This is a genomic window from Mycolicibacterium boenickei (assembly GCF_010731295.1).
GTDB lineage: Bacteria > Actinomycetota > Actinomycetes > Mycobacteriales > Mycobacteriaceae > Mycobacterium > Mycobacterium boenickei.
Genome location: NZ_AP022579.1, coordinates 4,299,931 through 4,323,338, shown reverse-complemented (window position 1 = coordinate 4,323,338; position 23,408 = coordinate 4,299,931). Strand labels below are relative to the sequence as shown.

The 23,408-nt window shown below is 67.2% G+C and carries 22 protein-coding genes; 12 read left to right on the top strand and 10 right to left on the bottom strand.

Annotated features, from left to right (window positions below; translation table 11 throughout):
* Nucleotides 1-6: 6 nt before the first annotated feature.
* The gene (locus G6N57_RS20480; protein WP_077740826.1) at nt 7-921 is read right to left on the bottom strand and encodes a dienelactone hydrolase family protein; all 915 of its coding nucleotides are present in this window, start codon (nt 919-921) and stop codon (nt 7-9) included.
* A 67-nt stretch (nt 922-988) separates the two neighbouring features.
* Between G6N57_RS20480 and G6N57_RS20475 the strand changes: the two genes are divergently transcribed.
* From G6N57_RS20475 to G6N57_RS20465, 3 genes are all read left to right on the top strand, one after another.
* Nucleotides 989-1,915 carry an SDR family oxidoreductase gene (locus tag G6N57_RS20475; RefSeq protein WP_077740827.1) on the top strand — a complete coding sequence of 309 codons (927 nt, stop codon included), beginning with the start codon at nt 989-991 and terminating at the stop codon, nt 1,913-1,915.
* A gap of 100 nt (nt 1,916-2,015) precedes the next feature.
* The gene (locus G6N57_RS20470; protein ID WP_077740828.1) at nt 2,016-3,806 is read left to right on the top strand and encodes an N-acyl-D-amino-acid deacylase family protein; all 1,791 of its coding nucleotides are present in this window, start codon (nt 2,016-2,018) and stop codon (nt 3,804-3,806) included.
* Between the two features lie 31 nt (nt 3,807-3,837).
* Entirely contained in the window at nt 3,838-4,254 is a 417-nt protein-coding gene (locus G6N57_RS20465) for a nuclear transport factor 2 family protein (RefSeq protein ID WP_174814580.1), read from the top strand.
* 4 nt (nt 4,255-4,258) lie between these two features.
* Here G6N57_RS20465 and G6N57_RS20460 read toward each other — a convergent pair whose 3' ends face one another.
* From G6N57_RS20460 to bfr, 5 genes are all read right to left on the bottom strand, one after another.
* Nucleotides 4,259-4,624, bottom strand: a complete 366-nt coding sequence (locus G6N57_RS20460) for a VOC family protein (protein ID WP_077740830.1) — start codon at nt 4,622-4,624, stop codon at nt 4,259-4,261.
* A gap of 55 nt (nt 4,625-4,679) precedes the next feature.
* Nucleotides 4,680-6,050, bottom strand: coding sequence for a type I glutamate--ammonia ligase (locus G6N57_RS20455; protein ID WP_077740831.1), 1,371 nt, complete (start codon nt 6,048-6,050; stop codon nt 4,680-4,682).
* A 29-nt stretch (nt 6,051-6,079) separates the two neighbouring features.
* A complete protein-coding gene (locus tag G6N57_RS20450; RefSeq protein WP_029109445.1) occupies nt 6,080-6,562 on the bottom strand; it encodes a carboxymuconolactone decarboxylase family protein in 483 nt (160 codons plus the stop codon).
* 42 nt (nt 6,563-6,604) lie between these two features.
* Nucleotides 6,605-8,656: an MDR family MFS transporter gene (locus G6N57_RS20445; protein ID WP_077740832.1), complete on the bottom strand. Its 2,052-nt coding sequence runs from the start codon at nt 8,654-8,656 to the stop codon at nt 6,605-6,607.
* Between the two features lie 148 nt (nt 8,657-8,804).
* Entirely contained in the window at nt 8,805-9,284 is a 480-nt protein-coding gene (gene bfr, locus G6N57_RS20440; RefSeq protein ID WP_077740833.1) for a bacterioferritin, read from the bottom strand.
* Between the two features lie 242 nt (nt 9,285-9,526).
* On the opposite strand from bfr, the gene G6N57_RS20435 reads away from it, so the two are divergent.
* On the top strand, nt 9,527-10,162 hold the full coding sequence (locus G6N57_RS20435; protein ID WP_075922218.1) for a fatty-acid--CoA ligase: 636 nt from the start codon (nt 9,527-9,529) through the stop codon (nt 10,160-10,162).
* Entirely contained in the window at nt 10,162-10,377 is a 216-nt protein-coding gene (locus tag G6N57_RS20430) for a (2Fe-2S)-binding protein (protein ID WP_077740834.1), read from the top strand. The genes G6N57_RS20435 and G6N57_RS20430 overlap by 1 nt, the downstream gene beginning before the upstream one ends.
* On the opposite strand, the gene G6N57_RS20425 is transcribed toward G6N57_RS20430, so the two are convergent.
* Complete coding sequence (locus G6N57_RS20425; RefSeq protein WP_077740835.1) at nt 10,374-11,129, bottom strand: enoyl-CoA hydratase/isomerase family protein; 756 nt, start codon at nt 11,127-11,129, stop codon at nt 10,374-10,376. The two genes, G6N57_RS20430 and G6N57_RS20425, sit on opposite strands and share 4 nt — an antisense overlap.
* Before the next feature lie 53 nt (nt 11,130-11,182).
* Nucleotides 11,183-11,911: an EthD domain-containing protein gene (locus G6N57_RS20420; protein ID WP_077740836.1), complete on the bottom strand. Its 729-nt coding sequence runs from the start codon at nt 11,909-11,911 to the stop codon at nt 11,183-11,185.
* 85 nt (nt 11,912-11,996) lie between these two features.
* Here G6N57_RS20420 and G6N57_RS20415 point away from each other — a divergent pair, with 85 nt between their 5' ends.
* Nucleotides 11,997-14,024, top strand: coding sequence for an FUSC family protein (locus G6N57_RS20415; RefSeq protein WP_097926017.1), 2,028 nt, complete (start codon nt 11,997-11,999; stop codon nt 14,022-14,024).
* 1 nt (nt 14,025) lies between these two features.
* Here the strand turns inward: G6N57_RS20415 and G6N57_RS20410 are convergent, their stop codons facing one another.
* Nucleotides 14,026-14,655, bottom strand: a complete 630-nt coding sequence (locus tag G6N57_RS20410) for a PaaI family thioesterase (RefSeq protein ID WP_077740837.1) — start codon at nt 14,653-14,655, stop codon at nt 14,026-14,028.
* Nucleotides 14,656-14,669: 14 nt separating this feature from the next.
* Between G6N57_RS20410 and G6N57_RS20405 the strand changes: the two genes are divergently transcribed.
* From G6N57_RS20405 to G6N57_RS20395, 3 genes are read left to right on the top strand one after another with little or no spacing between them, the layout of a single operon-like run.
* A complete protein-coding gene (locus G6N57_RS20405) occupies nt 14,670-16,403 on the top strand; it encodes a tetratricopeptide repeat protein (RefSeq protein WP_077740838.1) in 1,734 nt (577 codons plus the stop codon).
* A 36-nt stretch (nt 16,404-16,439) separates the two neighbouring features.
* Entirely contained in the window at nt 16,440-16,919 is a 480-nt protein-coding gene (locus tag G6N57_RS20400) for a nucleoside deaminase (RefSeq protein WP_077740839.1), read from the top strand.
* On the top strand, nt 16,912-18,189 hold the full coding sequence (locus G6N57_RS20395; RefSeq protein WP_077740840.1) for an alpha-amylase family protein: 1,278 nt from the start codon (nt 16,912-16,914) through the stop codon (nt 18,187-18,189). The genes G6N57_RS20400 and G6N57_RS20395 overlap by 8 nt, the downstream gene beginning before the upstream one ends.
* Here G6N57_RS20395 and G6N57_RS20390 read toward each other — a convergent pair.
* Nucleotides 18,173-18,613, bottom strand: a complete 441-nt coding sequence (locus G6N57_RS20390) for a DUF1810 domain-containing protein (protein ID WP_077740841.1) — start codon at nt 18,611-18,613, stop codon at nt 18,173-18,175. The two genes, G6N57_RS20395 and G6N57_RS20390, sit on opposite strands and share 17 nt — an antisense overlap.
* A gap of 61 nt (nt 18,614-18,674) precedes the next feature.
* On the opposite strand from G6N57_RS20390, the gene G6N57_RS20385 reads away from it, so the two are divergent.
* From G6N57_RS20385 to G6N57_RS20375, 3 genes are all read left to right on the top strand, one after another.
* On the top strand, nt 18,675-20,828 hold the full coding sequence (locus G6N57_RS20385) for an adenylate/guanylate cyclase domain-containing protein (RefSeq protein ID WP_077740842.1): 2,154 nt from the start codon (nt 18,675-18,677) through the stop codon (nt 20,826-20,828).
* The gene (locus G6N57_RS20380; RefSeq protein ID WP_077740843.1) at nt 20,825-22,225 is read left to right on the top strand and encodes a mechanosensitive ion channel family protein; all 1,401 of its coding nucleotides are present in this window, start codon (nt 20,825-20,827) and stop codon (nt 22,223-22,225) included. Before G6N57_RS20385 ends, G6N57_RS20380 begins: the two co-directional genes overlap by 4 nt.
* Nucleotides 22,226-22,387: 162 nt before the next feature.
* Nucleotides 22,388-23,383: an esterase family protein gene (locus G6N57_RS20375; protein ID WP_077740844.1), complete on the top strand. Its 996-nt coding sequence runs from the start codon at nt 22,388-22,390 to the stop codon at nt 23,381-23,383.
* Nucleotides 23,384-23,408 lie beyond the last annotated feature (25 nt).

Below are 23,408 nucleotides of genomic sequence, written 5' to 3'. Positions count from 1 at the left end.
CGAGGCTCAGGCGAGATGCTTCGCGAACCAGTCCTGGATACGGCGCCAGGCGTCTTCCGCGGCAGCGGGCTGGTAGCGGTCGCCGGTGTCGTTGAAGAACGCATGGTTGGCATCGGGTTCGGTCACCAACTCGTGCACCAGGCCGGCCTTCTCGAGCGCCGCGCGCACCACTGGTTCTCCTCCGTTGACCCGCTGATCCAGGGATCCGTAAAAGGCCAGCACCGCGGCATTGCGGGAGCCTGCGAAATCCGGGGCGTCTGGCGCGGGCCCGTAGAACGGCACCGCGGCGGCCAGCGCGGGTGTACCCGCCGCCAGGAGCCGCCAGACCAGCCCGCCGCCCATACAGAAACCGACCGCGGCGACCTTGCGACCTGGCACTCTCCGCTGCAGTTCCTCGATACCCGAATTCAGATCGGCGATGAACTCCGGCGATTCGATTCGGCTCAACGCGGCAGTCGCGGCGGCCGGATCGGAGAACGCGGCGGTCCCGCCCTGAGCCGAGAGCAGGTCGATCGCCAGCGCCGAATACCCGATGCCGGCGAACCGGCCCGCCACCGAACGGATGTGGTCGGTGAGTCCCTTGTTCTCGTGGATCACCAGCACGGCACCCCTGGGTTCCGGCGCGGCAGCCCAGGCGCCCCGTAGCTCACCGCTGGGACCGGTCCAGGTCACCTCGGTGGTGGCCACAGCGCCATCGGCCCCGGGCGGCGGAGCCGGCTTCGGGGCCGATTCCGGTGCCGCACCGGGCGCCGAACCCGCAGCGGGCTCCTTCGCTTCCCCGCAGGCGGTGATCAGAGCGGCCGCCGCGGCGGCGCCGATCCCGAGCAGCCCCAGGCGACGCATGGCCTCCCGGCGCGACAACAGCCCGTCGAGGTGGTCGGTCGCGATTTCCTCGGCGATGTAGCGCTGCAGCGGAGTCACCTCCGCAAGTATGCGCCGAAATCCCGAACCACAGCTATAGAACTGCCTACGGCGGGATACTCATCGGATGGGCTGGACACTCGACCGGGACGCGCTGCGTGGACGCATCGCGGTGGTTGCCGGTGCCACCCGCGGCGCGGGGCGGGGTATCGCCACGGCGCTGGGTGAAGTCGGTGCGACAGTCGTGTGTACGGGGCGCAGCAGCCGGTACGGAAGCCGCGACTCCGACTACAACCGGCCCGAAACCATCGAGGAAACCGCCGAATTGGTCACGGAACTGGGCGGGTTCGGCGTCGCCGTTCAGGTTGACCACCTGGATGTGACGCAGGTCCGCATGCTGGCCGGACGGCTCAAGGCCGACTACGGACACGTCGACATCCTGGTCAACGACATCTGGGGCGCCGAGGTGCTCAAGGGGCCGCCCGACACCTGGGGGCGGCCGATGTGGCAGCACGATCTCGACGACGGGTTACGGATGCTGAGGCTCGGACTCGACACGCACCTGATCACCTCGCACTGCATCCTGCCACTGCTCGCCGACCGACCCGGCGGTCTGCTGGTCGAGATCACCGATGGAACAACAGAATTCAATGCCGATAACCCGAGACTTTCGGTGTTCTACGATCTGGTGAAGACGGCGGTGAACCGGTTGGCCTTCAGCCACGGACACGAACTCGCGGCGTTCGGCGCCACCGCGGTCTCGATCACGCCGGGCTGGCTGCGCTCGGAGATGATGCTCGACAACTACGGCGTCAGCGAGGCCAACTGGCGGTCGGCCCTCGATCTGGCTCGCACCGACGGCTACCCGGCGGCGCCGCCGGGATTCGCCGAGTCCGAATCCCCCAGATTCGTCGGTCGCGGCGTCGCCGCGGTGGCCGCCGACCCGGATCGGGCGCGCTGGAACCAGCAGTCCGTCAGCTCGGCCGCTCTCGCTCGCCACTACGGCTTCAGCGACCTCGACGGGCGGGTACCGGACGCCTGGGCGCCGCTATAACCCCAGGTGAGTCGGCCTCCATCCCACCCAGTAGACATTTTTTCAAATCTGTTCACCATTTTCATTGACACTGGCGCGACCGGGCCTGTTCTATGGCTGAGTGAGCTTCGACACGATCATTCGCAACGGCCGGTGGTTCGACGGCACCGGCGCCCCCTCCGCAGTGCGCCACATCGGCATTCGCGACGGGCATGTGGTTGCAGTCTCCCCCGAATCCCTCGATGAGACCGACTGCCTGCAGGTCATCGACGCCACCGGCAAGTGGGTTCTACCCGGCATGCTGGACATCCACACGCACTACGACGTCGAGGTACTCAACGGGCCGTCGCTGTCGGAGTCGCTGCGCCACGGCGTGACCACCGCGATGCTCGGTTCCTGCTCGCTGTCGACCGTGCACGTCGGCGGCGTCGACGCCGGGGACCTGTTCGGCCGGGTCGAGGCGATCCCGCGGGACCAGGTCATCGCCGCAGTGGACGACAACAAGACGTGGTCCGACTGCAACGGATACGTGACGGCGCTGGAGAGCCTGCCACTCGGCCCCAACATCGCCGCCTTCATCGGGCATTCCGACATGCGTACGGCGGTGATGGGACTCGACCGCGCCACCCGCGACGACGAGCGGCCGACGGCCTCAGAGCAGGCTCGCATGGAGCAGATGCTCAAAGAGGCCCTTGACGCCGGATTCGTCGGAATGTCTTCCCAGCAGTTGCTTTTCGACAAGATCGACGGCGACACCTGCCGGTCCCGCACCCTGCCCTCGACCTACGCCAAACCGCGTGAACTGCGCCGCCTCAAATCGATGCTGCGTCGCTCGGGCCGGGTCCTGCAGTCCGGGCCGGACATCCAGAATCCACTGAACCTCGTCTCTCAGCTGGCTCAGTCGCTCGGGCTGTTCCGCAACAACCTGAAGACCAGCCTGCTCTCGGCCGCGGACATCAAGGCCAACCCGTACTCGATCATGATCATGGGTCCGGTGGCCCGGCTGGTGAACAAGCTCGGGGGGAACTTCCGGTGGCAGCACCTGCCGGTGCCGTTCGAGGTGTACGCCGACGGTATCGACCTGGTGGTGTTCGAGGAATTCGGTTCCGGCGCAGCGGCTCTGCACCTCCGTGACGAGGTCGAGCGCAACGAGCTGCTGCGCGACGAGTCCTACCGGCGCCAGTTCCGCAAGGACTACGACAACAAGTTCGGGGTCCGGGTCTGGCACCGGGATTTCTTCGACGCCGAAATCGTGGCCTGCCCTGACGAATCCGTTGTCGGCAAGTCGTTCGGCCAGGTCGGCCAGGAGCGGGGCGAACTGCATCCCGTCGACGCCTTCCTGGATCTGGTGCTGGAGCACGGCACCGCCCTGCGGTGGCGCACCACCATCTCCAACCACCGGCCCGAGGTGCTCAAGAAGCTGGCCCGCGATCCCGGTATCCAGCTCGGGTTCTCCGACGCCGGTGCGCACCTGCGGAACATGGCTTTCTACAACATGGGACTGCGCCTGCTGCGGCATGTCCGCGACGCCGAGCGGGCGGGCACGCCGTTCATGTCGATCGAACAGGCCGTCCACCGGCTCACCGGTGAGCTCGCCGACTGGTACCGGATCGACGCCGGCCACCTGCGCATCGGGGACCGCGCCGACGTCGTGGTGATCGACCCGGAGCGGCTCGACGACTCCCTCGACGCCTACGCCGAGGAGACCGTCGACCACTACGGCGGGCTGTCCCGCATGGTGAACCGCAACGACGACACCGTCACCGCCGTGCTCGTCGGGGGACGTACGGTGTTCGCCGACGGCCGCCTGACCGACCTGGTCGGCAAGCAGCGCACCGGCCGGTTCCTCCGAGCCGCACACCAGACCCCGTCCATCTCCGCCGAAGACAGTGAGCTGACCAGTGTCCGTTGAAGACGTGTCGATCGAGGAAACCGTCCACGGCATGTGGAAGGCGCTGTCGGAACGCGACTGGGAACTGCTCAAGACGTACCTGTCGGACGACTGCATCTACCTCGACATGCCGGTGGGTCCCGCCGCTGCCGCCAAGGGCCCCGAGGACATCGTCAAGCGCCTCAAGATCGGCCTCGAACCGCTGGCATCCTACGAGAACTTTCCCGGCCTGCTGGTCGACAACGGCCTTGACGCCATGTACGAGCATCACGAGGAATGGCATTGGGCCAGTGGCGAATCCGCGGTGCTGAAGTTCGTCACCGTCCACCGGGTCGAGAACGGCAAGGTGACCCTGTGGAAGGACTACTGGGACATGGGTGCGCTGGCCAACCACGCCCCGCCGGACTGGCTGGAGAACTTCGCCACCGCCGACATGTCCTGGGTGTTCGACGCCACCGGTCTGGTGTGACCGACTAGCCGATACCCCAGACCAGGCAGAACGGGTGGCCGGCCGGATCCCGGAACACCCGGAAGTATTGCTCGCCAACGGCATCGGTGACCCGGGTGGCGCCCAGCGCCAGCACCTGACGCTGGGCCAGGTCCGGATCCTCGACCTGGATGTCCAGGTGGAGCTGCTGAGATCCCCGCGGATCCGGGAAATCCGGAGGCTCGTGTTGCGGTGAGTACTGACACGCCACCCGTCGCCCGGCCGGATCCGTCACGACCACCCAGGTGTCATCCTCGGTCGTGAAGTCTCCGCCGAGCATCTCGGCGTAGAACGAGGCAAGGGCCCGTGGATCCCGGCAGTCCAGCACGATGGAGCGAAGTGTTCCGATCATCGGATCGGTATTGCCGGCGCGGACACCACCCAAACGCTCACATACGCACGCGCACTCACAGACTCCAGGCCATGCGGAACCGCTCCGTGAGCTGCTCGGCGTCCAGATCGCCGAAGTTGTCCTGCTCGTACTTGCGGACCGCGAGCACCGCGTCCACGGGCTGATCGCCGAGTATCTCCCGGATCAGCGCCGAAGCATCCAGGGCGGCAAGGTTGTCGGCCTGACGGTTGGGCAACCGCACGATGCCGTCGCCGGCCTGCTGGGCATCGGTCAGGGAGGCCGGGTCGACGACGACCTCGGGTCCCAACGCCAGGCTCTGGCTGATCCCGTGCTGGGCCAGCCCCAGGATGGTCGCCGTCGCCAGGTACGGGTTGGCCGACGGGTCGATGACCTTGACCTCGACATTGGCGCCGTAGGGGTTGCTCGGACCGCCGATGAGGAAACGTACGGCGGCTTCCCGGTTCTCGGTGCCCCAGCAGTTGTAGGCACCTGCCCAGTATCCCGGCTGGATCCGCAGCCCGGACAGCACCGATCCGCACAGCACGCCCTGGGCGGCGGGGAGCCCGGCGAGCACCCCGGCCAGCGCGGACTCCCCCTCCGGCGTCATTCCCCGCGTCCCAATTCCGCCGGAGAACAGCGGCACACCTGAGCGGCTCAGCGAAAAATGTTGATGGGCACCAGAACCCACGCCGGTGGCAAACGGCAACGGAGACAGGCTGACCCGGAATCCGTATCGCCGGGCGACCCGGGCCGCGATGATCCGCATGAGTACCAGCTGGTCCGCGGCCGCCACCGGCGGCAGTGGCGCCAGCGAGATCTCGAACTGGTTGGACCCGTACTCGGGATGGAACTGCTCGATGGCCACGCCGGACCCGTTGGCCGCATCGGTGACATCGCGGACGAAACCCTCGAATTCGAGCACCCCGGCCAACCCGTACTGCGCCCACAGCAGTGACGGGAGCCGGCTCCCGTCCGGCCCGACGAGGACGAACTCCACCTCATGGCCGACGAGGGCGGTCAGGTCGGCGGCCGCCAGCCGGTCCTGTACCCGCTGCAGCACGCCGCGGCTGCAATACGGATCCGCGGAACCATCCTGGTTGTGGAAAGTCGCTGGCGCCCAAGCCAATCCGTCGCCGAGGATCCGCAACGCGCCGAGGTCGATCCGGATCCGCTGATCCCCCACGACGCCGATGTCCCCACCCATCGCGATCCCGGTCTGGTCGATGGTGAACGCGTGGAAGACCGGGCTGGCGCCCAGACCGGGATCGGCGAAGATCCCCATCCGGCGCAGCGGAACGGTTTTCGCGTGGGTCAGCCCGGCCGGGCTGACCACCGTGCCGATCAGCGTCGCGACACCGTCGGATTCCAGCTGCGCGATGGCGGCCGCAGCCAGGGGTTTCGCCGGTCCTGGTGATCCAGCTGTCACAACCTCATTGTGCGCCGAGGCGCGGTGCGCTAGAGCGTGATCTTGCAGGTTTGGCCGATGTCGAGGGTGCGCAGCATCCGGCCCATTCCGAGCCACATGGCACACGACAACGCCAGGTCCGTCAGCAGTTCGGCGTCGAACTGCTCGCCGGCCCGCTCCCAGAAGTCCTCGTCGTCACGCAGTCCGGTGTGATCGCTCGCGAAGCGCTCGGCGAACTCGGCGGCGATGCGCTCCTGCGGGCTGTAGCCCGGCCAGGTCCGCCACTCGGCGGCGTGATCGTAGAGATCCTCGTCCACCCCGGCCGCGGCTCCGTCCGAGTCGCGGGTGTTCTGGCACACCACGCATTCGTTGTCGAGCGCGATCACCATCCGGGCCAGCTCGCGCACCCGCAACGGCAACCGCCCCTTGGTGTACACCGCGTTCGTGTAGTTGGCCATGGCGGTGCCGATCTCGGGAGACCTGAGGATCCAGCCGGCCACGTCGTCGTCGGGAAATTCTCCGATACGGCTCATGGGCCGAATCGTACGCGCGCGTCGACCATTCTGGAACAAGTTCTAGTTTTTGGTTCCCGAGCTGGTCAGTTCCGCCTCCCGGTCGTCACCCCAGTCCCGCTGCACCACGACCCGGTGGGCGATGCGCTCCAGGGCGGCCTCCACCTGGGCCCGGTCCGGGCGCCCCTCGAAGGACGGCGATTCGCCCAGCTTGTCGACGATCCGCCCGACCAGCGCCGCGGACACACCGTCGACCTGGCGGACCCCGCGCTGGGTCAGCCACAGGCTGTCCCCGGTACGCAACACATATCCGTCCTGTACCAGGCGGTTGAAGGTCGGCTCGAGCACTTCGTAGGGCACGACAAGCCGATCAGCGATCTCCGTCAGGCGCGCGGAGCCGAATATCTGGCCGTGCCGGTAGATCTTGAGCAGAGCCCACAGCCCGGCCACGTCCAACTCGCATCCCGCCGTTCCGGCGACGCTACGCAGCCTGACCTCCGGCGAGCTGCGCATCAAGCGGCTGACCACCGTCTCCAGCACCTGATCCGAGGATTCCGCGCTCGGCATGCCGAAACCTTCGCCGAGGTCGACGGCCGCCTCCGCCTCGACCAACGGCACCTCCTTGAGGAACAGCGCCACGATCAAGCCGATGAGCGCCACCGGCGCGGCGCACAGGAACACCAGGTCCAACGCATCGGAGTAGGCGGTCACGATCGGTGCGGCGACTTCCGGCGGCAGCTCGTGCAGGGCCTTGGGCGACGCACCCGCGGCGGGCGGAGCCCCGCTCGCGGCGAGTGCCCCCGGCAGCCGGTCCGAGAGGAATCCGGCGAACAGTGAGCCGAAAATGGCGGCACCGAACGAACTCCCGATGGTCCGGAAGAACGTCACCCCGGACGTCGCGACGCCCAGATCCGAGAAATCGGACGTGTTCTGCACGATGAGCACGAGCACCTGCATGCACATGCCGATACCGGCGCCGAGGATCAGCAGATACAGCGATTGCAGCGGGATCGGTGTCGCGGCATTCATCCGCGACAGCAGCACGAAGCCCACGAGCATGATCGCCGTGCCCGCGACCGGATAGATCTTGTAGCGCCCGGTGCGGCCCACCAGACTGCCGCTGACGGTCGAGGTGATCAGCAGCCCGAGCACCATCGGCATCGTCCGCAGCCCGGATTCCGACGGCGAGACGCCGTCGACGAACTGCATGAAGGTGGGCATGAACGTCAGCGCACCGAGCATCGCGAAGCCGACCACCAACGACAGCACGCAGCACATGGTGAACACAGGGTTCCGGAACAGCCGCATGGGCAGAATCGGTTCGGCCGCCTCGGTTTCCGCCCGCACGAACATCGCCAGGGCCAGGATCGACCCGACGACCAGACCGATGATGGTCGGCGACGTCCAAGCCAGCTCGCCGCCGAGGCTGGTGGCCAGGGTCAGACCGGACGCCCCGATTCCGACCCAGACGATTCCGGCGTAATCGATCACCGGACGGCTCGGCCGGGACGTCAGCGCCGGGATGGTGGCGGCCGCGACCACGAGCACGACCAGGCCGACCGGGATGCTGAGCCAGAACGCCCATCGCCAGCCGAGGTGATCGGTGACGAAGCCGCCGAGCAGCGGACCCGCCACGGTCGTGACACCGAATACCGCCCCGAGCGCACCCTGGTACCGCCCGCGGTCTCGCAGTGGGATCACCTCGGCGATGAGGGCCGAGGAGGTCACCATGATCGCGCCGCCACCGATGCCCTGCAGGGCTCGCGCGGCCACCAGCATGACCATCGAACCGGACAGGCCGCTGAGGACCGATCCGACGAGAAAACACAGGACCGCGGCCTGGTACACGACTTTGCGGCCGAAGATGTCGCCGACCTTCCCGACCACCGCGGTGACGACCGTGGAGGCGAGCAGGTAGCTCGTCACCACCCACGCCTGATGGCCGGCGCCGCCGAGATCCGCCACCACCGTCGGGAGCGCGGTGGCGACGATGGTCTGGTTGAGCGAGGCCAGCAGCATGCCGAGCAGAACGGCGACGAACACCAGGTTGCGTCTGCGCACGCTCAGCAGCGCCGCGCCCGAGGCCTGCTCGGCGGTGGTTGATGGGCTGGACATGTTTTCCTTTCACCTGTCTGCCAGTTCAACCACGATATCGTTAGATAAGCTATGAAAGTTACAGCACGAACAAAGCCGCCCCGGGCAACCGGCGGTCACCGGCTACCCAGAGCGGCTTCGAACGAAACGGGCGGCGGTTTACCAGGGCTCAGTGGGGCGGCCGGGACACGCACTGCGCGGCGTAGAGCGCGTCGCCCAACTTCTCCATGAGCTCAAGCTGGGTTTCCAGGTAGTCGATGTGCCCTTCCTCGTCGGCCAGGATGCCTTCCAGGATGTTGGCCGAGGTGGCATCCTGCTTCTCCCGGCACATGATGATCCCGGGCTTCAGCCGGGCGACCACCTCGTACTCGATCGCCAGGTCCGCCTCGAACTGTTCGCGCAGCGTCTGGCCGACGCGCAGCGAAAACAACCGTTGATAGTTGGGCAGGCCGTCCAGGATCAGGATTCTGTCGGTGATGGTCTCCGCATGCCGCATCTCTTCGAACGATTCGGAGCGGGTGTGTTCGGCCAGTTCGGTAAATCCCCAATTGTCTTGCATTTTCGAATGCAGGAAGTATTGGTTAATTGCGGTGAGTTCGCTTGTCAATTGCTCATTGAGCAATTTCAGAACATCCGGATCGCCTTGCATCGTGACTCCTAAGCACCTTGAGGGCTGGTCAAGTGTTGCCGTATGCCGTGCACATCCAATCTAGTGCAGAAAGCAGTGCGGGACGCAATGGTTGGCAGCTAATTCGGCGTGTTCGTGCCACATTGCCGGACCGCCGCGATCACTCGGGCCGAGGCGTGGCCACGAAGAGTGGACTGGCTGTCCTAACTAAGGTTAGACTGCGCTAATCTCTTGGTGCAGCTCGGAAGAAAGGCCGGTAACGAATGAGTGAGTACGACTTACACTCGCTCATTCTCTCGTGCGATTTCCGCGTCGACGACGTCGAACAAATGTGGAAATGGATGAAGAAACACCGGTCGGGGCTATTGTCGATCGGCGCGCATCACGTGGTGCTCTATAAATCAATTTGGGAACCCGGCCGGGTATTGGTGACGATAGGTATTCGGCACGCCCGGTCCATTCGCGACGTGCTGCGCTCACCAGCGATTTTCGAATGGTTCGATATTTCCGGCGTCGAAGATATCCCGCCCATTTTCGGCGGCGAAGTGGTCGAGAAAATCGACCTGACCGAACCGTCTCCGGAAGGGCACGTCGCCGGGGTGATCGTCGGTGCCGTCGCCACCGTCGACGACGTCGGAACCCTGATGCGCAAGGTGCACGACGGCCTCGACCGGTTCGAGCAGGGCGGCATCCGCAAGATCTGGGTCTATCAGGCGCTCGACGACGGCCAGGAAGTGATGATCCTGCAGGAGGTCTCCGACGAGATCAGCGCCCGGCAGTGGATCGACCACCCCGACGCGGCCGCCGAGTGGATGACCACCGCCGGTTTCGGCGCCTATCCGAGCCTGTTCGTGGGCAAGTTGGCCTACATCATGAACGTCGACGAGCAGGACGACTGATGTTCGTCTGCCTCTGTACCGGGGCGACCAGTCAGGTCGTCAACGAGATCGTGGAATCCGGCGCCACGACCTCCAAAGAGGTCGCCGAAGCCTGTGGCGCCGGGGCCGATTGCGGACGGTGCCGGCGCACGATCCGCGCCCTCATCGCCGCCCATCTGGCAGCCGAGGGGCGCCCGTCGGAGTTCAACGGCTGCCCGTCACGCATCACGCGCTAACGCTTGCGATCGGCGAACTGAGCCAGCGCATCGACGTTGGCCGCCGCACCGACAAGTTCGCCGAACAACGCCTTCTCCCGTTCCACGGCCGCCGAGATCTGGTCCCGGATCGGTGCCATCATCGCCTGCTTGACGGCGATCAGACTCGAAATCGGCTTGGCCGCCAGCGTTTCGGCGTACCGACGGGCCTCGGTAAGCAGATCGTCGGGCTCGCAGACCTTCCACACCAGGCCCATCTCCCTGGCCTCTGCGGCACCCACCCACTCCGAGGACATCAGCAGCCAGGCGGCATTCTGCCTGCCGAGCAGCCGCGGCATCAGATAAGACGAGGCCGCCTCCGGCGCCACGCCCAAGCTGGTGAACGGACACTTCAACCGGGCCGAGGACGACATGAACGCCAGGTCGGCGAAGCCGAGGATGGTCGCGCCGATGCCAACGCCAACCCCATTGACCGCACAGATCAACGGTTTCGGAAAATCGGCGAGCACGTCGAGCATCCCGTAGAACCCATGCTCGCCCGGGGTGGAATCCGGATTGCTGATGCGCTCCTGCATCTCGACGAGGTCGTTGCCCGCGCTGAAGGCCCGGCCGGCCCCGGTCAGCAGCACCACCGCCACGTCGGGATCCTCGGCAGCGGCGCGCAGGGCAACCGTCGTCTCGTCATACAGCGCCTCGTTGAACGCGTTGAGCGCATCCGGGCGGTTGAGGGTCAGCGTGCGAACCCGGTTGGTGTCCTCGATCAGCAGGGTCATCTCTCACTCCTCGCGTGCGCGCCGTGACCGCTGCAGCCTAACTAGAACACGTTTCACTCTTGCGGGCCGGGGGCAGGAACACCTCCGGCGAAAGGCGTGGCATAGACGTAACGGCTGGTCGGCACGGTGTCGATGTTGCTGCTCGCGCCGAAGGCGTCAGTACTGGCCACCATTCGACTCATGCGGTCGGCCAAATCGTCGTCGTCGGCGGCCCCGAAGAACGCGTGCAGATCCGACACCGCCTCCTGGCGGAACAACTCCTCCACGATGCCGTCGATCGCCGGGGCATCCGGCGTGAGGGCGCGGACCACCGTGTTCTGCGTGTAGCCGAACGTGTCCTGGGTTTCGATGGCCACCGATGTGTGGGCGAGGTGCCAGCGGTGCAGCCAGGTGGCCTCGTCCAGGTCCGCCGGCCGGCGCAGCAGCGCGATGTTGGCCAGCCCGTCGGTCCGCTCGCCCACCGCGGTGAGCGGCGCGGGCATCGGAACCGATTCGGTGACCAGATACGCCGCGATCGAATCGCATTCGGCAGCAAGCACTTCCAATGCCCGGCCAGTCTGATCGCCGTAGTACTGCTGAACCCACAGGCTCACCACCGCGACCACCGGCGGGTCCAGCGTCGTCAACGTCATCAACGACTCCCGCACCGCGTCGTCGCGGACATTGACCGCCAAACCCGGCACTCCGAGCGTCAGCAGCTCGTCGGCCACGCGGGTGCGCAGCCGCTCACACCACAGCTGATCCGAATGCGCCGCGCGCAGCAGAACGATGACTTTCTCCACGGTGGGAGAACCTACCGGCGCACCGATCCACGCCACGCGTGGGTGGTTGCCCCACCGGCAGCCCGCAGCGAGTGAGAATGGAGGAGTGCACACGGGCGGACAGGCAGCCGATGCGCTCCGGCTGAGCACCCCCGACGCCGGCGCGGTAGCCCGCAGTCTGATCGGCGTCCTGGCAGTGACCGCTGTCGCCCTGGCGCTGGGTTCCGGAGCGACCGCGATGTGGACGCTGAGCGGAGGCGTGATCGCGGGCGCGATCGCGCTGCAGCGCAGCCCCGGCGGCCGGGTGCCACTCGTCGTCACCGGTTCGGTGGAACTGGCCATCGCGGTGCTGCTCGGCACCCTCACCGGGTGGCACAGTCCGGTATTCATCGCCGCAGTGGCGCTGTGGTGCTTCGCCGCAGGCATGCAGTGGTCTCTCGGGGCCAACGCCGGCCTGGTCGCCTCGGCGGCCAGCGCACTGCTGGTGCTGGCGCCACCGGTCGCCCCGACGGTGGGACAGGCCCTGCTGGCGCCCGTCCTGGTGGTGCTCGCAGGCGTGGTGCAGGCGGCGCTCATCGCCGTCTGGCCACCGCGGCGCTGGCGGGCCCAGCGCGACGGGCTCACCCGCGCCTACCGGTCGCTGGCCACCGATTCCCGCAACGTCGCGGCGAACAGCGCCGCCGACGTCGACGACGCACCGTTGACCTGGCTGCGAGAGGTGTTCGCCGACAGCCAGGTCAGCCAGCGGCCACGGGCGTACCACGGCGGATACCGACTACCGGAACGCCTGGCCGGCACCCTGGCGTCGCTGCATGCCAGCGCCGAACGTGACGATCGTGACGATGAGACCGGCGAATCCGCGACCGACGACGGGCTGCCGCAGCTGCTGACCGCCGCGGCGGTGCTGCTCGACGCGATCGCCGACCACGGTCACACGGCGCGACGGGACGCCGAGCATGCCCTGGTGCGCGTCCACACCGCCGCGGCCGCCGTGACCGGTCCCGAAGCGGCGCTGGCACAACGATTCTGCGAACAACTGCGGGAGGCCGCGGTCCTGCGGTTCGGCCAGTTGCACCGGCCCGACCTGATCGGCTCCCTCGCCTCGGCGCCCGCCGTGGTGCGCTCACATCTGACCTGGACCTCCCCTATCCTGCGCCACGCCATCCGGCTGTCGGTGACGACCGCACTCGCGGTGGCGGCAGCCCGGTACGGCGGGCTTGAGCACGCCTACTGGATGCCGCTGGCGGTCGTGGTGGTGCTGCGCCCGGAGACGGCGCACACCTACACCCGGTGCGCCGGGCGCATCGCCGGCCTCTGCGTCGGCATCATCGCGGCCTCGGTCCTCACCCTCATGTGGCAGCCCGGCCCGCTCGGCTCGGCCGTCTGCGCACTGTTGTTCGTCGGACTGGCCTACGGCGTCGCCCAGTTCGGCTATCTGGCCGTCGGCGCGGCGGTGGGCGCGATCATCATGTTCGCCGTCGGAGTCAGCGCCTCAGCTCCGTGGTCGGGTAACGCAGACCGGCTCTTCGCGGTGCTGATCGGCGGCGCGCTGGCAGTGATGGCCCACGTGGCACTGCCCGATCACGCCCTGATCCGGTTGCGCCAGCGGGCCGGAGAGCTGCTGATGACCGAAATCGACTATGCCGCGCTGGTGATCAAGGCATTCGTGCATGAAATCGACCACCCGGCCGAGATCCTGTCCGCGGCCTGGCAACGGGCGTTCCGCGCGCGGGCGGCGTTCGAGGCCGCGTGGGGCGCGACGAGTCTGGACCCACCGATCCTGCGCAGGTGGTTACGGTCCTACCGCACCGCGCTGAACTCGGTGACCAGCGCCTGCACCACGCTGGAGAACAGCCTGCCGACCCATCCGTCGTCGGCACTGCACAGCGAATTCATCGCCGCGGTGGACGATTACGTCGAGGCGCTCCGCGGAGCGCCGCCGAGCCCCGCCGTACCGTGGAGCCTTGATACCGCCGAACTGTCAACCGCACTGCGCCGCGTCCACAATGTGGCCTCGACCCTGTCCGCGGACAACGGAGCGGCCCGCATCCTGATCGGCGAGCTCACCACGATCACCCGCAGCCTCGAGGACATCGCGATCGATCGCGTCGACCCCGCCGGCGACTCGCGCTAGCTCACCCGCGCGCCCATTTCGGCAGGATGAAAACACCTTCGGCCTCGGCGGTGATTCCCTCGGCATCGGAAACATGGCCGGAGGCAAAGGCTTTGATGCCGTCCGTGCGGGTGATCCGGCCCTCGGCGCGCAGATCGCCCAGCGGGGTGGCCCGCAGATAGCGGATGGTCAGCGTGCCGGTGAACCGCGGACGGTCCGAGTCGCTGGCCGCCACCTCGCCCAGCACGTGATCGAGCACCATGGCCACCACGCCGCCATGGACATGGCCGGGCGGACCCTCGTATGGGGCGCCGAGGTTGAAGTCCGTGTGGACACCGCCGTCGGCGTCCTTGACCATCACCAGGGGCGGCGCGATCGGGTTGCGGATGCCGATCGCGGGGTTGCCCCACGGCATCCGGGCACCGTCCGAGGTGAACTGAACGCCAAACGGCCCGTCGATCTGGTCGGCCCGCAACCGCGCGGTGGCATCGTCGATCTGGGCCCGCACGGCGGCGACCTCGTCGGCGTCGACCTGCGATCGGATACTGGCGTCGATCAGTGCCCGCACCGAATCGGCCAGCGGCTCCCACACCGACCGCAGGCGTTGCACATCGGCGGAACTGAGGCCCTCGACATGGGTGTATCCCGGCATTGGTGAACTAGAACATGTTCGACACGCCGGTGTCGAGCCACCCGGGTAGCGTCAGCCTCGTGACGGATCCCGCCCAGACCGAACCGTATTACCGGCTCGGGAGCTACCACCGGCCGACGGACACGCCTTCGCCACCGGCACAGATCTGGTTCGACCGTGGCATGGTCTGGTCGTACGCCTTCAACCACGAGGAAGCCATCCGGTGCTTCGAGCGGGCGCTGCAGCTCGACCCGGATTTCGCGCTGGCCCGCTGGGGCATCGCCTACGCGGTGGGTCCCAACTACAACAAGGCCTGGGACGCGTTCGACCCGACCGACCTGAGCACGTCGCTGGCCCGGGCCCGAACCGAGCTCGAGCGTGCCACCACCGGCCGGGCCTCGACCCTGGAACGCGACCTGATCAGCGCTCTGCACAAGCGATTTCCGACCGCCGACCCCGAGGATTCCGAAGCCCTGACCGCGGGGCACGCCGCCTACGCGGACGCCATGACGGCGCTGGCCGCGGCCTACCCCGACGACATCGACGTGCAGACCCTGGCCGCCGACGCCCTGCTCAACGTGACCGCGTGGGCATTGTGGGACGGTCGGACCGGTGAGCCTGCCCCGGGATCTCGTGTGGTGGAGGCGAAACAGATCCTCGACGCGGCCCTGGCCACCGCCTCCGGCCGCCAGCACCCCGGGGTGTTGCACCTCTACATCCACGCGATGGAGATGTCGACGACACCGCAGGCGGCACTGCCCGCCGCCGACCTGTTGCGCGGGCTGGTGCCCGACGCGGGGCATCTGCAACACATGGCCAGCCACATCGACGTACTGTGCGGTGACTACCGCAACTCGGTGACGGCCAATCTCGCTGCGGTACAAGCGGACAGGAAGTTCGTCGCCCGCGAGGGGGCGCTGAACTTCTACTCGCTCTACCGGGCGCACGACCTGCATTTCGTGGTGTATTCGGCCATGTTCGAGGGCAGTTCACGGATCGCCCTGGCGGCCGCCGAGGAGCTGGCGGCCCAACTGACCCCCGAGGTGCTCTCGGTCTCCTCCCCGCCGATGGCGGACTGGCTCGAGGCCTTCGTTCCGCTACGGGTGCACGTGCTGGTGCGGTTCGGCCGCTGGGAGGACCTGATCGCCGAACCACTGCCCGCCGATCCCGAGCTGTACTGCACCACCACCGCGACCGTCCACTACGGCCGCGGCGTCGCCCATGCGGCCGCCGGCCAGATCGAGCAGGCCCGCTCCGAACGGGACAACTTCCTCGACGCCTACCGCAGAATCCCCGAAACGCGGTACCTGTTCAACAACACCAGCCTCGACATCCTGGCCATCGCCGAGCAGATGTTGAACGGTGAAATCGCCTACCGGGAAGGCGATTACGACACCGCGTTCGCCTACCTGCGCCGGGCCATCGAACTCGACGACGCGCTGCCCTACGACGAACCCTGGGGATGGATGCAGCCGACCCGGCATGCCTACGGCGCGTTGCTGCTCGAACAGGGTCATGTCGAGGAAGCCGCCCGCGTCTACGCGGCCGACCTGGGCCTGGACCCCACCCTGAGCCGGTCCAGCCACCACCCGAACAACGTGTGGAGTCTGCACGGCTACCACGAATGCCTTCGCCGGCTGGGCCGCGACGCCGAGGCCGTCATCATCGGGCAGCAACTCGAGTTGGCCCAGGCGCGTGCCGATGTCACGGTGCAGGCCTCCTGCGCGTGCCGCCTCGAGGTGGCGAACCCGTGTTGCGGCCGCGACTGAGGGGCCCGGCCTGGGCGCGGGCGTAAACTCGCCCCCGTGGCCATCAGCGAGAACGACCTCGGTCAGCTGCGCAAATGTGTCGACCTCGCCCGCGAGGCACTCGACGACGGCGACGAACCCTTCGGGTCGCTACTGGTCGATCACACGGGAACCACGGTGTTCACCGACCGCAACAGGGTCAAGGACGGCGACGCCACCCAGCATCCCGAATTCGCCATCGCTCGCTGGGCCGTCGAACACCTGAGCCCGCAGGACCGGGCCCGCGCCACCGTGTACACCTCGGGCGAGCACTGCCCGATGTGCTCCGCCGCGCACGCCTGGGTCGGCCTGGGCCGCATCGTCTACGCCACCTCCTCGGAGCAGTTGAGCGGCTGGCTGTCCGAGTGGGGGGTGCCGCCCGGTCCGGTGGCGCCGCTGCCCATCACCGCGGTGGCCCCGGGAATCGAGGTGGACGGCCCGGCGCGGGAACTGGCCGAAACCATGAAGGACCTGTACGCGGCGAAGTTTCGTGCCTGAGCCGGCCTGGGTCGCCCACGCGATCTGGTGGCAGATCTATCCACTGGGTTTCGTCGGCGCGTTTCCCGCCGAGGAACCGCCGACCCCCGGCGAACACCGGTTGCGCCGGATCGTCGGATGGCTCGACCACGCTGTGCAACTGGGCGCCTCCGGCATCGCGCTCGGCCCGATCTTCGCGTCACGGACCCACGGGTACGACACCACTGATCACTTCCGTATCGACCCCCGCCTGGGCGACGACGACGACTTCGACCACTTGGTGGCCGAGGCCCGGTCGCGCGGGCTCCGCGTCCTGCTCGACGGCGTGTTCAACCACGTGGGCACCGAGTTCGCCCGGTACCGCGACGGGGACGCCTCATGGTTTCTTCAGCGGGGCAACGGTTTCGCCACCTTTGAAGGGCACGGCGAGCTGATCACCCTCAACCACGCCAACCCGGAGGTGATGTCCTACACGGCCGAGGTGATGGCGCACTGGTTGCGCCGCGGCGCCGACGGCTGGCGCCTCGATGCCGCCTATGCGGTACCCGACCGGTTCTGGGCGCAGGTATTGCCGCCGGTGCGCCGGGAGTTCCCCGACGCCTGGTTCCTCGGCGAGGTGATCCACGGTGACTACACCGCGACCGTCCGCGCCGCCACCTTCGACTCGGTGACCCAGTACGAGCTGTGGAAAGCCATCTGGAGCAGCCTCAACGACGGCAACTTCCACGAACTGGACTGGGCGTTGAAGCGGCACAACGACTTCCTCGAGACCTTCGTGCCACTGACCTTCGTGGGCAACCACGACGTGACCAGGATCGCCAGCCAGCTGCAGAATTCCGCGCACCTCGAGCACGCACTGGTGCTGTTGCTGACCACCGGCGGAACCCCGAGCATCTATGCCGGCGACGAGTCCGCGTACCGAGGCGTCAAGGAGGACCGCCGCGGTGGCGACGATGCGGTACGACCGGAATTCACCACTGCACCAGAAGATTCCGATGCGCTACGGCTGCACCAGTATCTGATCGGACTGCGCCGCAGGCATCCGTGGCTGCACACCGCGACGACGACGCCGGTGCTGCTGACCAACACCCGGTACGTCTACCGGACCAGCGCGGGCCCCGACTCCCTGATCGTGGCGCTCAACATCGATGAAGCGCCGCTGCCGCTGTCACTGCCCGAGCTCGGGGCGGGATCGGGACGGGTGATCGCAGGGTCGGGCGCGCCACCGCAGGAGGACATCAGCCATACCGAGGTTCCGGCGCACGGGTGGCTGATCATCCAGCCGTACTGAGCATTTCGAGCGTCATCCGATCCTCCAGCCCGTCATAGAACTTGTCCAGCACGGCCTGGAAGTCGGCCCGCTCCGCCGGGTCCGCGGCGACCTCGGCGAACAGCGTCATGCTCGAGCGCACCTTCAGCCAGTCCAGCCAGCCGAAGATCTGCTCGGCAGTCCGCCCGTCGATCTGCGTCACCAGCCGGGCACATTCCCGCAGCCGCGGTCCCAGCGTCGGGTGGGCCAGGTAGGCACGCGCTTCCTCGGCCGACGCGATGCCGTAGTGGGCAGCGGTCGGGCTGCGGCCCAGTCCACGCAGCTGCGGGAAGATGAACCAGATCCAGTGGCTGCGCTTGCGGCCGTCCCGCAACTCGGTGCAGGCATCGGCGTACCCGCCGGCCTGGGCGTCGACGAATCTCTGTAAGCCGAACGGGTCGTTCATGAGGGGAGTTTGTTGCGCAGCCTCACGCAATACATCGTGACAAGCTAATCTTCGGGATTCAATGACTACAACAGCCGACGTCGAGCGCGTCGCACCGCCCAGAAGAGCGCATCGGCGCGTGCTGTCCCGGATCAGCATCCAGTCAAAGCTGCTGGTCATGCTGCTGGTGACCAGCATCTTGTCGGCTGCCGTCGTCGGTGCCATCGGATATCAATCCGGACGGTCATCGCTGCGTCAGTCGGTATTCGACCGGCTGACCGAAGTTCGGGAGTCGCAAACCCGGCAACTGGAATCCAAGTTCGCCGACCTCGAGGACTCCCTGATCGTCTATACCCGGGGTACGACGACCGTCGAGGCAGTGGAAGCCTTCTCCGCCGGGTTCGGTCAACTCGCCAACTCGACCACCACCCCGCAGCAGTGGCAATCGATCGTCGACTACTACAACACCGAGTTCAAGCCGGCCGAGCAGCAGCAGACCGGCGAGACCGTGGACGTGTCCCGGCTGTTGCCCACGTCCAACGCCCAGAAATACCTGCAGGCGAATTACACGGCGCCGTTCGCCGACCCCGAGAAGGCGATCCGGGTCGACGATGCCAGGGACGGCAGCGCCTGGTCGGCCGCCAACGCCAGGTTCAACGACTACTTCCGTGAGATCGTGCAACGCTTCCAGTTCGAGGATGCGCTGCTGCTCGACGCCGTCGGCAACGTCGTCTACACCGCCTACAAGGGCATCGATCTCGGCACCAACATCCTCACCGGTCCGTACCGGCAGAGCCTGCTGCGCGACGCCTACGACAAGACCCTGGCGTCGAACGCCGTCGACTACGTCGGGGTCACCGATTTCGGCGACTACCAGCCCGCCGACGAGCCGACCGCCTGGATGATGGCGCCGGTCGGCCTTCCCGGCCGGGTCGAAGGCGTACTCGCCCTGCAGTTCCCGATCTCAAAGATCAACCGCCTCATGACGGCCGACAAGCAGTGGGAAACCGCGGGCATGGGTGCGACGGGCGAGACATTCGTGGTCGGCCCCGATGGTTTGATGCGCTCGGATTCCCGGTTGTTCCTGGAGGACCCGAAGAAGTTCGAGCGCGACGTGATCGACGCCGGAACGCCGCCGGCGGTGGCCGCGAAATCGCTGGCCCAACACGGAACCACGCTGGTGCAACCGGTGGAGACGACCGCGACCCGGCTGGCCTCGCGCGGCCAGAGCGGCACCGTGATCGAGGACGACTACCTGGGCAACGACACGCTGCAGGCCTACGCGCCGGTCGATCTGCACGGACTGAACTGGTCGATCATCGCCAAGATCGACACGGCTGAGGCGTTCGCACCGGTCGCGACGTTCACCCGCACCCTGGTGTTGTCGACCGTCGTCATCACGTTCATCGTGTGCCTGGCCGCGATGATGTTGGCCCGGTTGTTCGTCCGTCCGCTGCGCCGGCTCGAAGCCGGTGCCCAGCAGATCGGCGCGGGCGATTACGACATCTCGCTGCCGGTGCAGTCGCGAGACGAGTTCGGTGATCTGACAACGGCATTCAACGACATGAGCCGCAACCTGGCGATCAAGGAGGATCTGCTCGCCGAGCAGCGCCGGGAGAACGACCGGTTGCTGCGCACGCTCATGCCGGAATCGGTGGTGCAGCGCTACCGGGACGGCGAACAGACCATCGCGCAGGACCACCACAATGTCACGGTCCTGTTCGCCGACACCGTCGGCCTGGACGAGCTGACCTCCGGCATGGCGTCGGAGGAAGCGCTGGCCATCGTCAACCGCCTGGTCCACCAATTCGATGCCGCCGCCGACGATCTGGGGGTGGAACGGGTCCGCACCCTGCGCAACGGCTACTGGGCCAGCTCCGGCCTGAGTGTGCCGCGTCTGGACAATGTCCGGCGCACGGTCGACTTCGCCCTCGAGATGCAGCGCATCATCGAACGGTTCAACACCGAGGCAGGGACGGACCTCAAGCTGCGCGCCGGGATCGACACGGGCGCGGTGAGCAGCGGCCTGGTCGGACGTTCCAACCTGGCCTATGACATGTGGGGCTCCGCGGTCAACCTCGCCTACCGGGTGCAGCGGGGTTCGCCCCAGCCGGGCGTGTACGTCACCGAGCGGGTCTTCGACGTGATGGGCGATACCCGCGACCTCGAACCGGCGGGCACGGTGCTCGTCGACGGCGCCGACGAGCCGATCTGGAAGCTGCAGGACCGACGATGACCGGCGTGCTCGACGCTCCCTGGTTCTTCTGGGCGCTCGGTGTCGCGGTCGGATTTCCCCTGTGCCTGGTTCTGCTCACCGAACTGCACAGCTCGCTGCTCCGCAGGGGCAGTTTCCTCGCCGGTCCCGTACACCTGATCCGCACCTACATCCTGCCGCTGGGCGCGCTCCTGATCCTGCTGATCCAGGCGATGCAGATCTCCGGGGAAACCACGCCGGTACGGATCGTGGCGACGGTGTTCGGATTCGTCGTACTGGTGCTGTTACTGTCCGGGCTCAACGCCACTCTGTTCCAGAGCGCCCCGGAAGGCAGTTGGCGCAAGCGAATTCCGTCGATCTTCCTCGACGTCGCCCGGTTCGCGCTCATCGCGATCGGCATCGGCCTGATCTTCGCCTACATCTGGGGCGCGAACATCGGCGGGCTGTTCACCGCCCTTGGCGTGTCCTCGATCGTCCTCGGCCTTGCCCTGCAGAACTCTGTCGGCCAGATCATCTCCGGTCTGCTGGTGCTGTTCGAGCAACCGTTCCAGCTCGGCGACTGGGTGGATGCGCCGTCGGCACGCGGACGCGTCGTCGAGGTGAACTGGCGCGCGACGCACATCGACACCGGGAGCGGTCTGCAGATCATCCCGAACTCCGTGCTGGCCGGCGGATCGTTCACCAACCTGAGCCGCCCGCAGGGCGCGCACACCATATCGGTGATCACGGTGTTCGCCGTCGACGACGCCCCCGACGAGGTCTGCCGCGTGCTCGACGAGGTGGGCCGCCGACTCCCCCAATTACGAAGCGACGGCACGGTGTCCACCGTGCCTGCCGGCTCGTTGCAGTACAAGACCATGATCCCGCTGCATTCGCCTGCCGACGATTTCGCCGCGAGATCCACGTTCTTGCGCTGGACCTGGTACGCCGCGCGGCGCGCCGGTCTGCATCTGGACGAGGCCGAGGACGAGTTCGCGACCACCGAACGCGTGGAACAGGCGCTACGCCTCATCGCACCGATACTCCGGCTGAGTCCTGAGGACCAGCGCGAGCTGCTGCCGCACGCGCGGCTGGCCCGCTACGGCGCTGACGAGGTGCTCCAGGTCGTCGGTCAGGTTCCCAGGAAGTTGACGTTCGTCGTCGCAGGCACAGTGCAGCTGGCCGCGCCCGGCCCGGACGATCTGTTCGTCCCGGTGCTCACCCTGGAGCGGGGCGACGTCCTCGGTCAGACGACGCTGACCCGCGAACCGATCATCACCACGGCCTACGCGCTGACGGAGGTCACCGTCGCACAGTTCGACCGCGAGTGCATCGAAGATCTGGTGGCGCGAAAGCCGGTGCTGCTGCAGGACATCGGCCGGGCGATCGAGGAGCGTCGCGCCAACGTCAAGCAGGCGCTGGTGGCCGCCGGGCGCTGAGCGCCGGGGCAAACGGTCTCGGCGCCGAGTTCCAACCGTTAGTAAAACGCGATCTGCGCGTGCGGTGTTGTTACGCGTGTGACTCAAGTGGCGCATGTTTCACTACCGAGGCAAGCGGCAAACTGCTTGGCACACGTGCAGAAAGGACGGTTGGTTGCCGTTATGAAGTTCCTCAACAAGATTCGCGGAGCGTGGACGCGCCGACTGGCGGCGGGGGCAATGGCAGCTGCCACCCTGCCCGCGCTGATCGGTCTCGCAGGAGGTTCGGCGACCGCTGGGGCCTTCTCCCGTCCGGGTCTGCCGGTCGAGTACCTCGACGTGTTCTCGCCGTCGATGAACCGCAACATCCGCGTCCAGTTCCAGGGCGGCGGTCCGCACGCGGTCTACCTGCTCGACGGCCTGCGCGCCCAGGACGACTTCAACGGCTGGGACATCAACACCCCCGCATTCGAGTGGTACAACGGGTCGGGCCTGTCGGTGATCATGCCCGTCGGTGGCCAGTCCAGCTTCTACACCGACTGGTACCAGCCGTCGAAGGGCAACGGTCAGGACTACACCTACAAGTGGGAGACCTTCCTGACCAACGAGCTGCCCGCCTGGCTGGCGGCCAACCGCGGGGTGTCGCAGACCGGCAACGCCGTCGTCGGCATCTCGATGGCAGGCAGCGCCGCGCTGACCTACGCGATCCACCACCCACAGCAGTTCATCTATGCCGGAACGCTTTCGGGCTTCCTGAACCCGTCCGAGGGCTGGTGGCCCATGCTGATCGGGCTGGCGATGAACGATGCCGGCGGCTACAACGCCGAGAGCATGTGGGGGCCGTCGACCGATCCGGCATGGAAGCGCAATGACCCGATGGTCAACATCAACCAGCTGGTCGCCAACAACACCCGCATCTGGATCTACTGCGGCACCGGAACCCCGTCCGATCTCGACGCGGGCACCAACGGCGGCAACCTGATGGCAGCCCAGTTCCTCGAAGGGCTGACGCTGCGGACCAACGTCACCTTCCGGGACAACTACATCGCCGCCGGCGGCACCAACGGGGTGTTCAACTTCCCGGCCAACGGCACGCACGCCTGGGGCTACTGGGGACAGCAGCTGCAGCAGATGAAGCCCGACATCCAGCGGGTGCTCGGCGCACAGTCCGCCACCTAGAAGATCCACCCACCAGGGGAGCCTG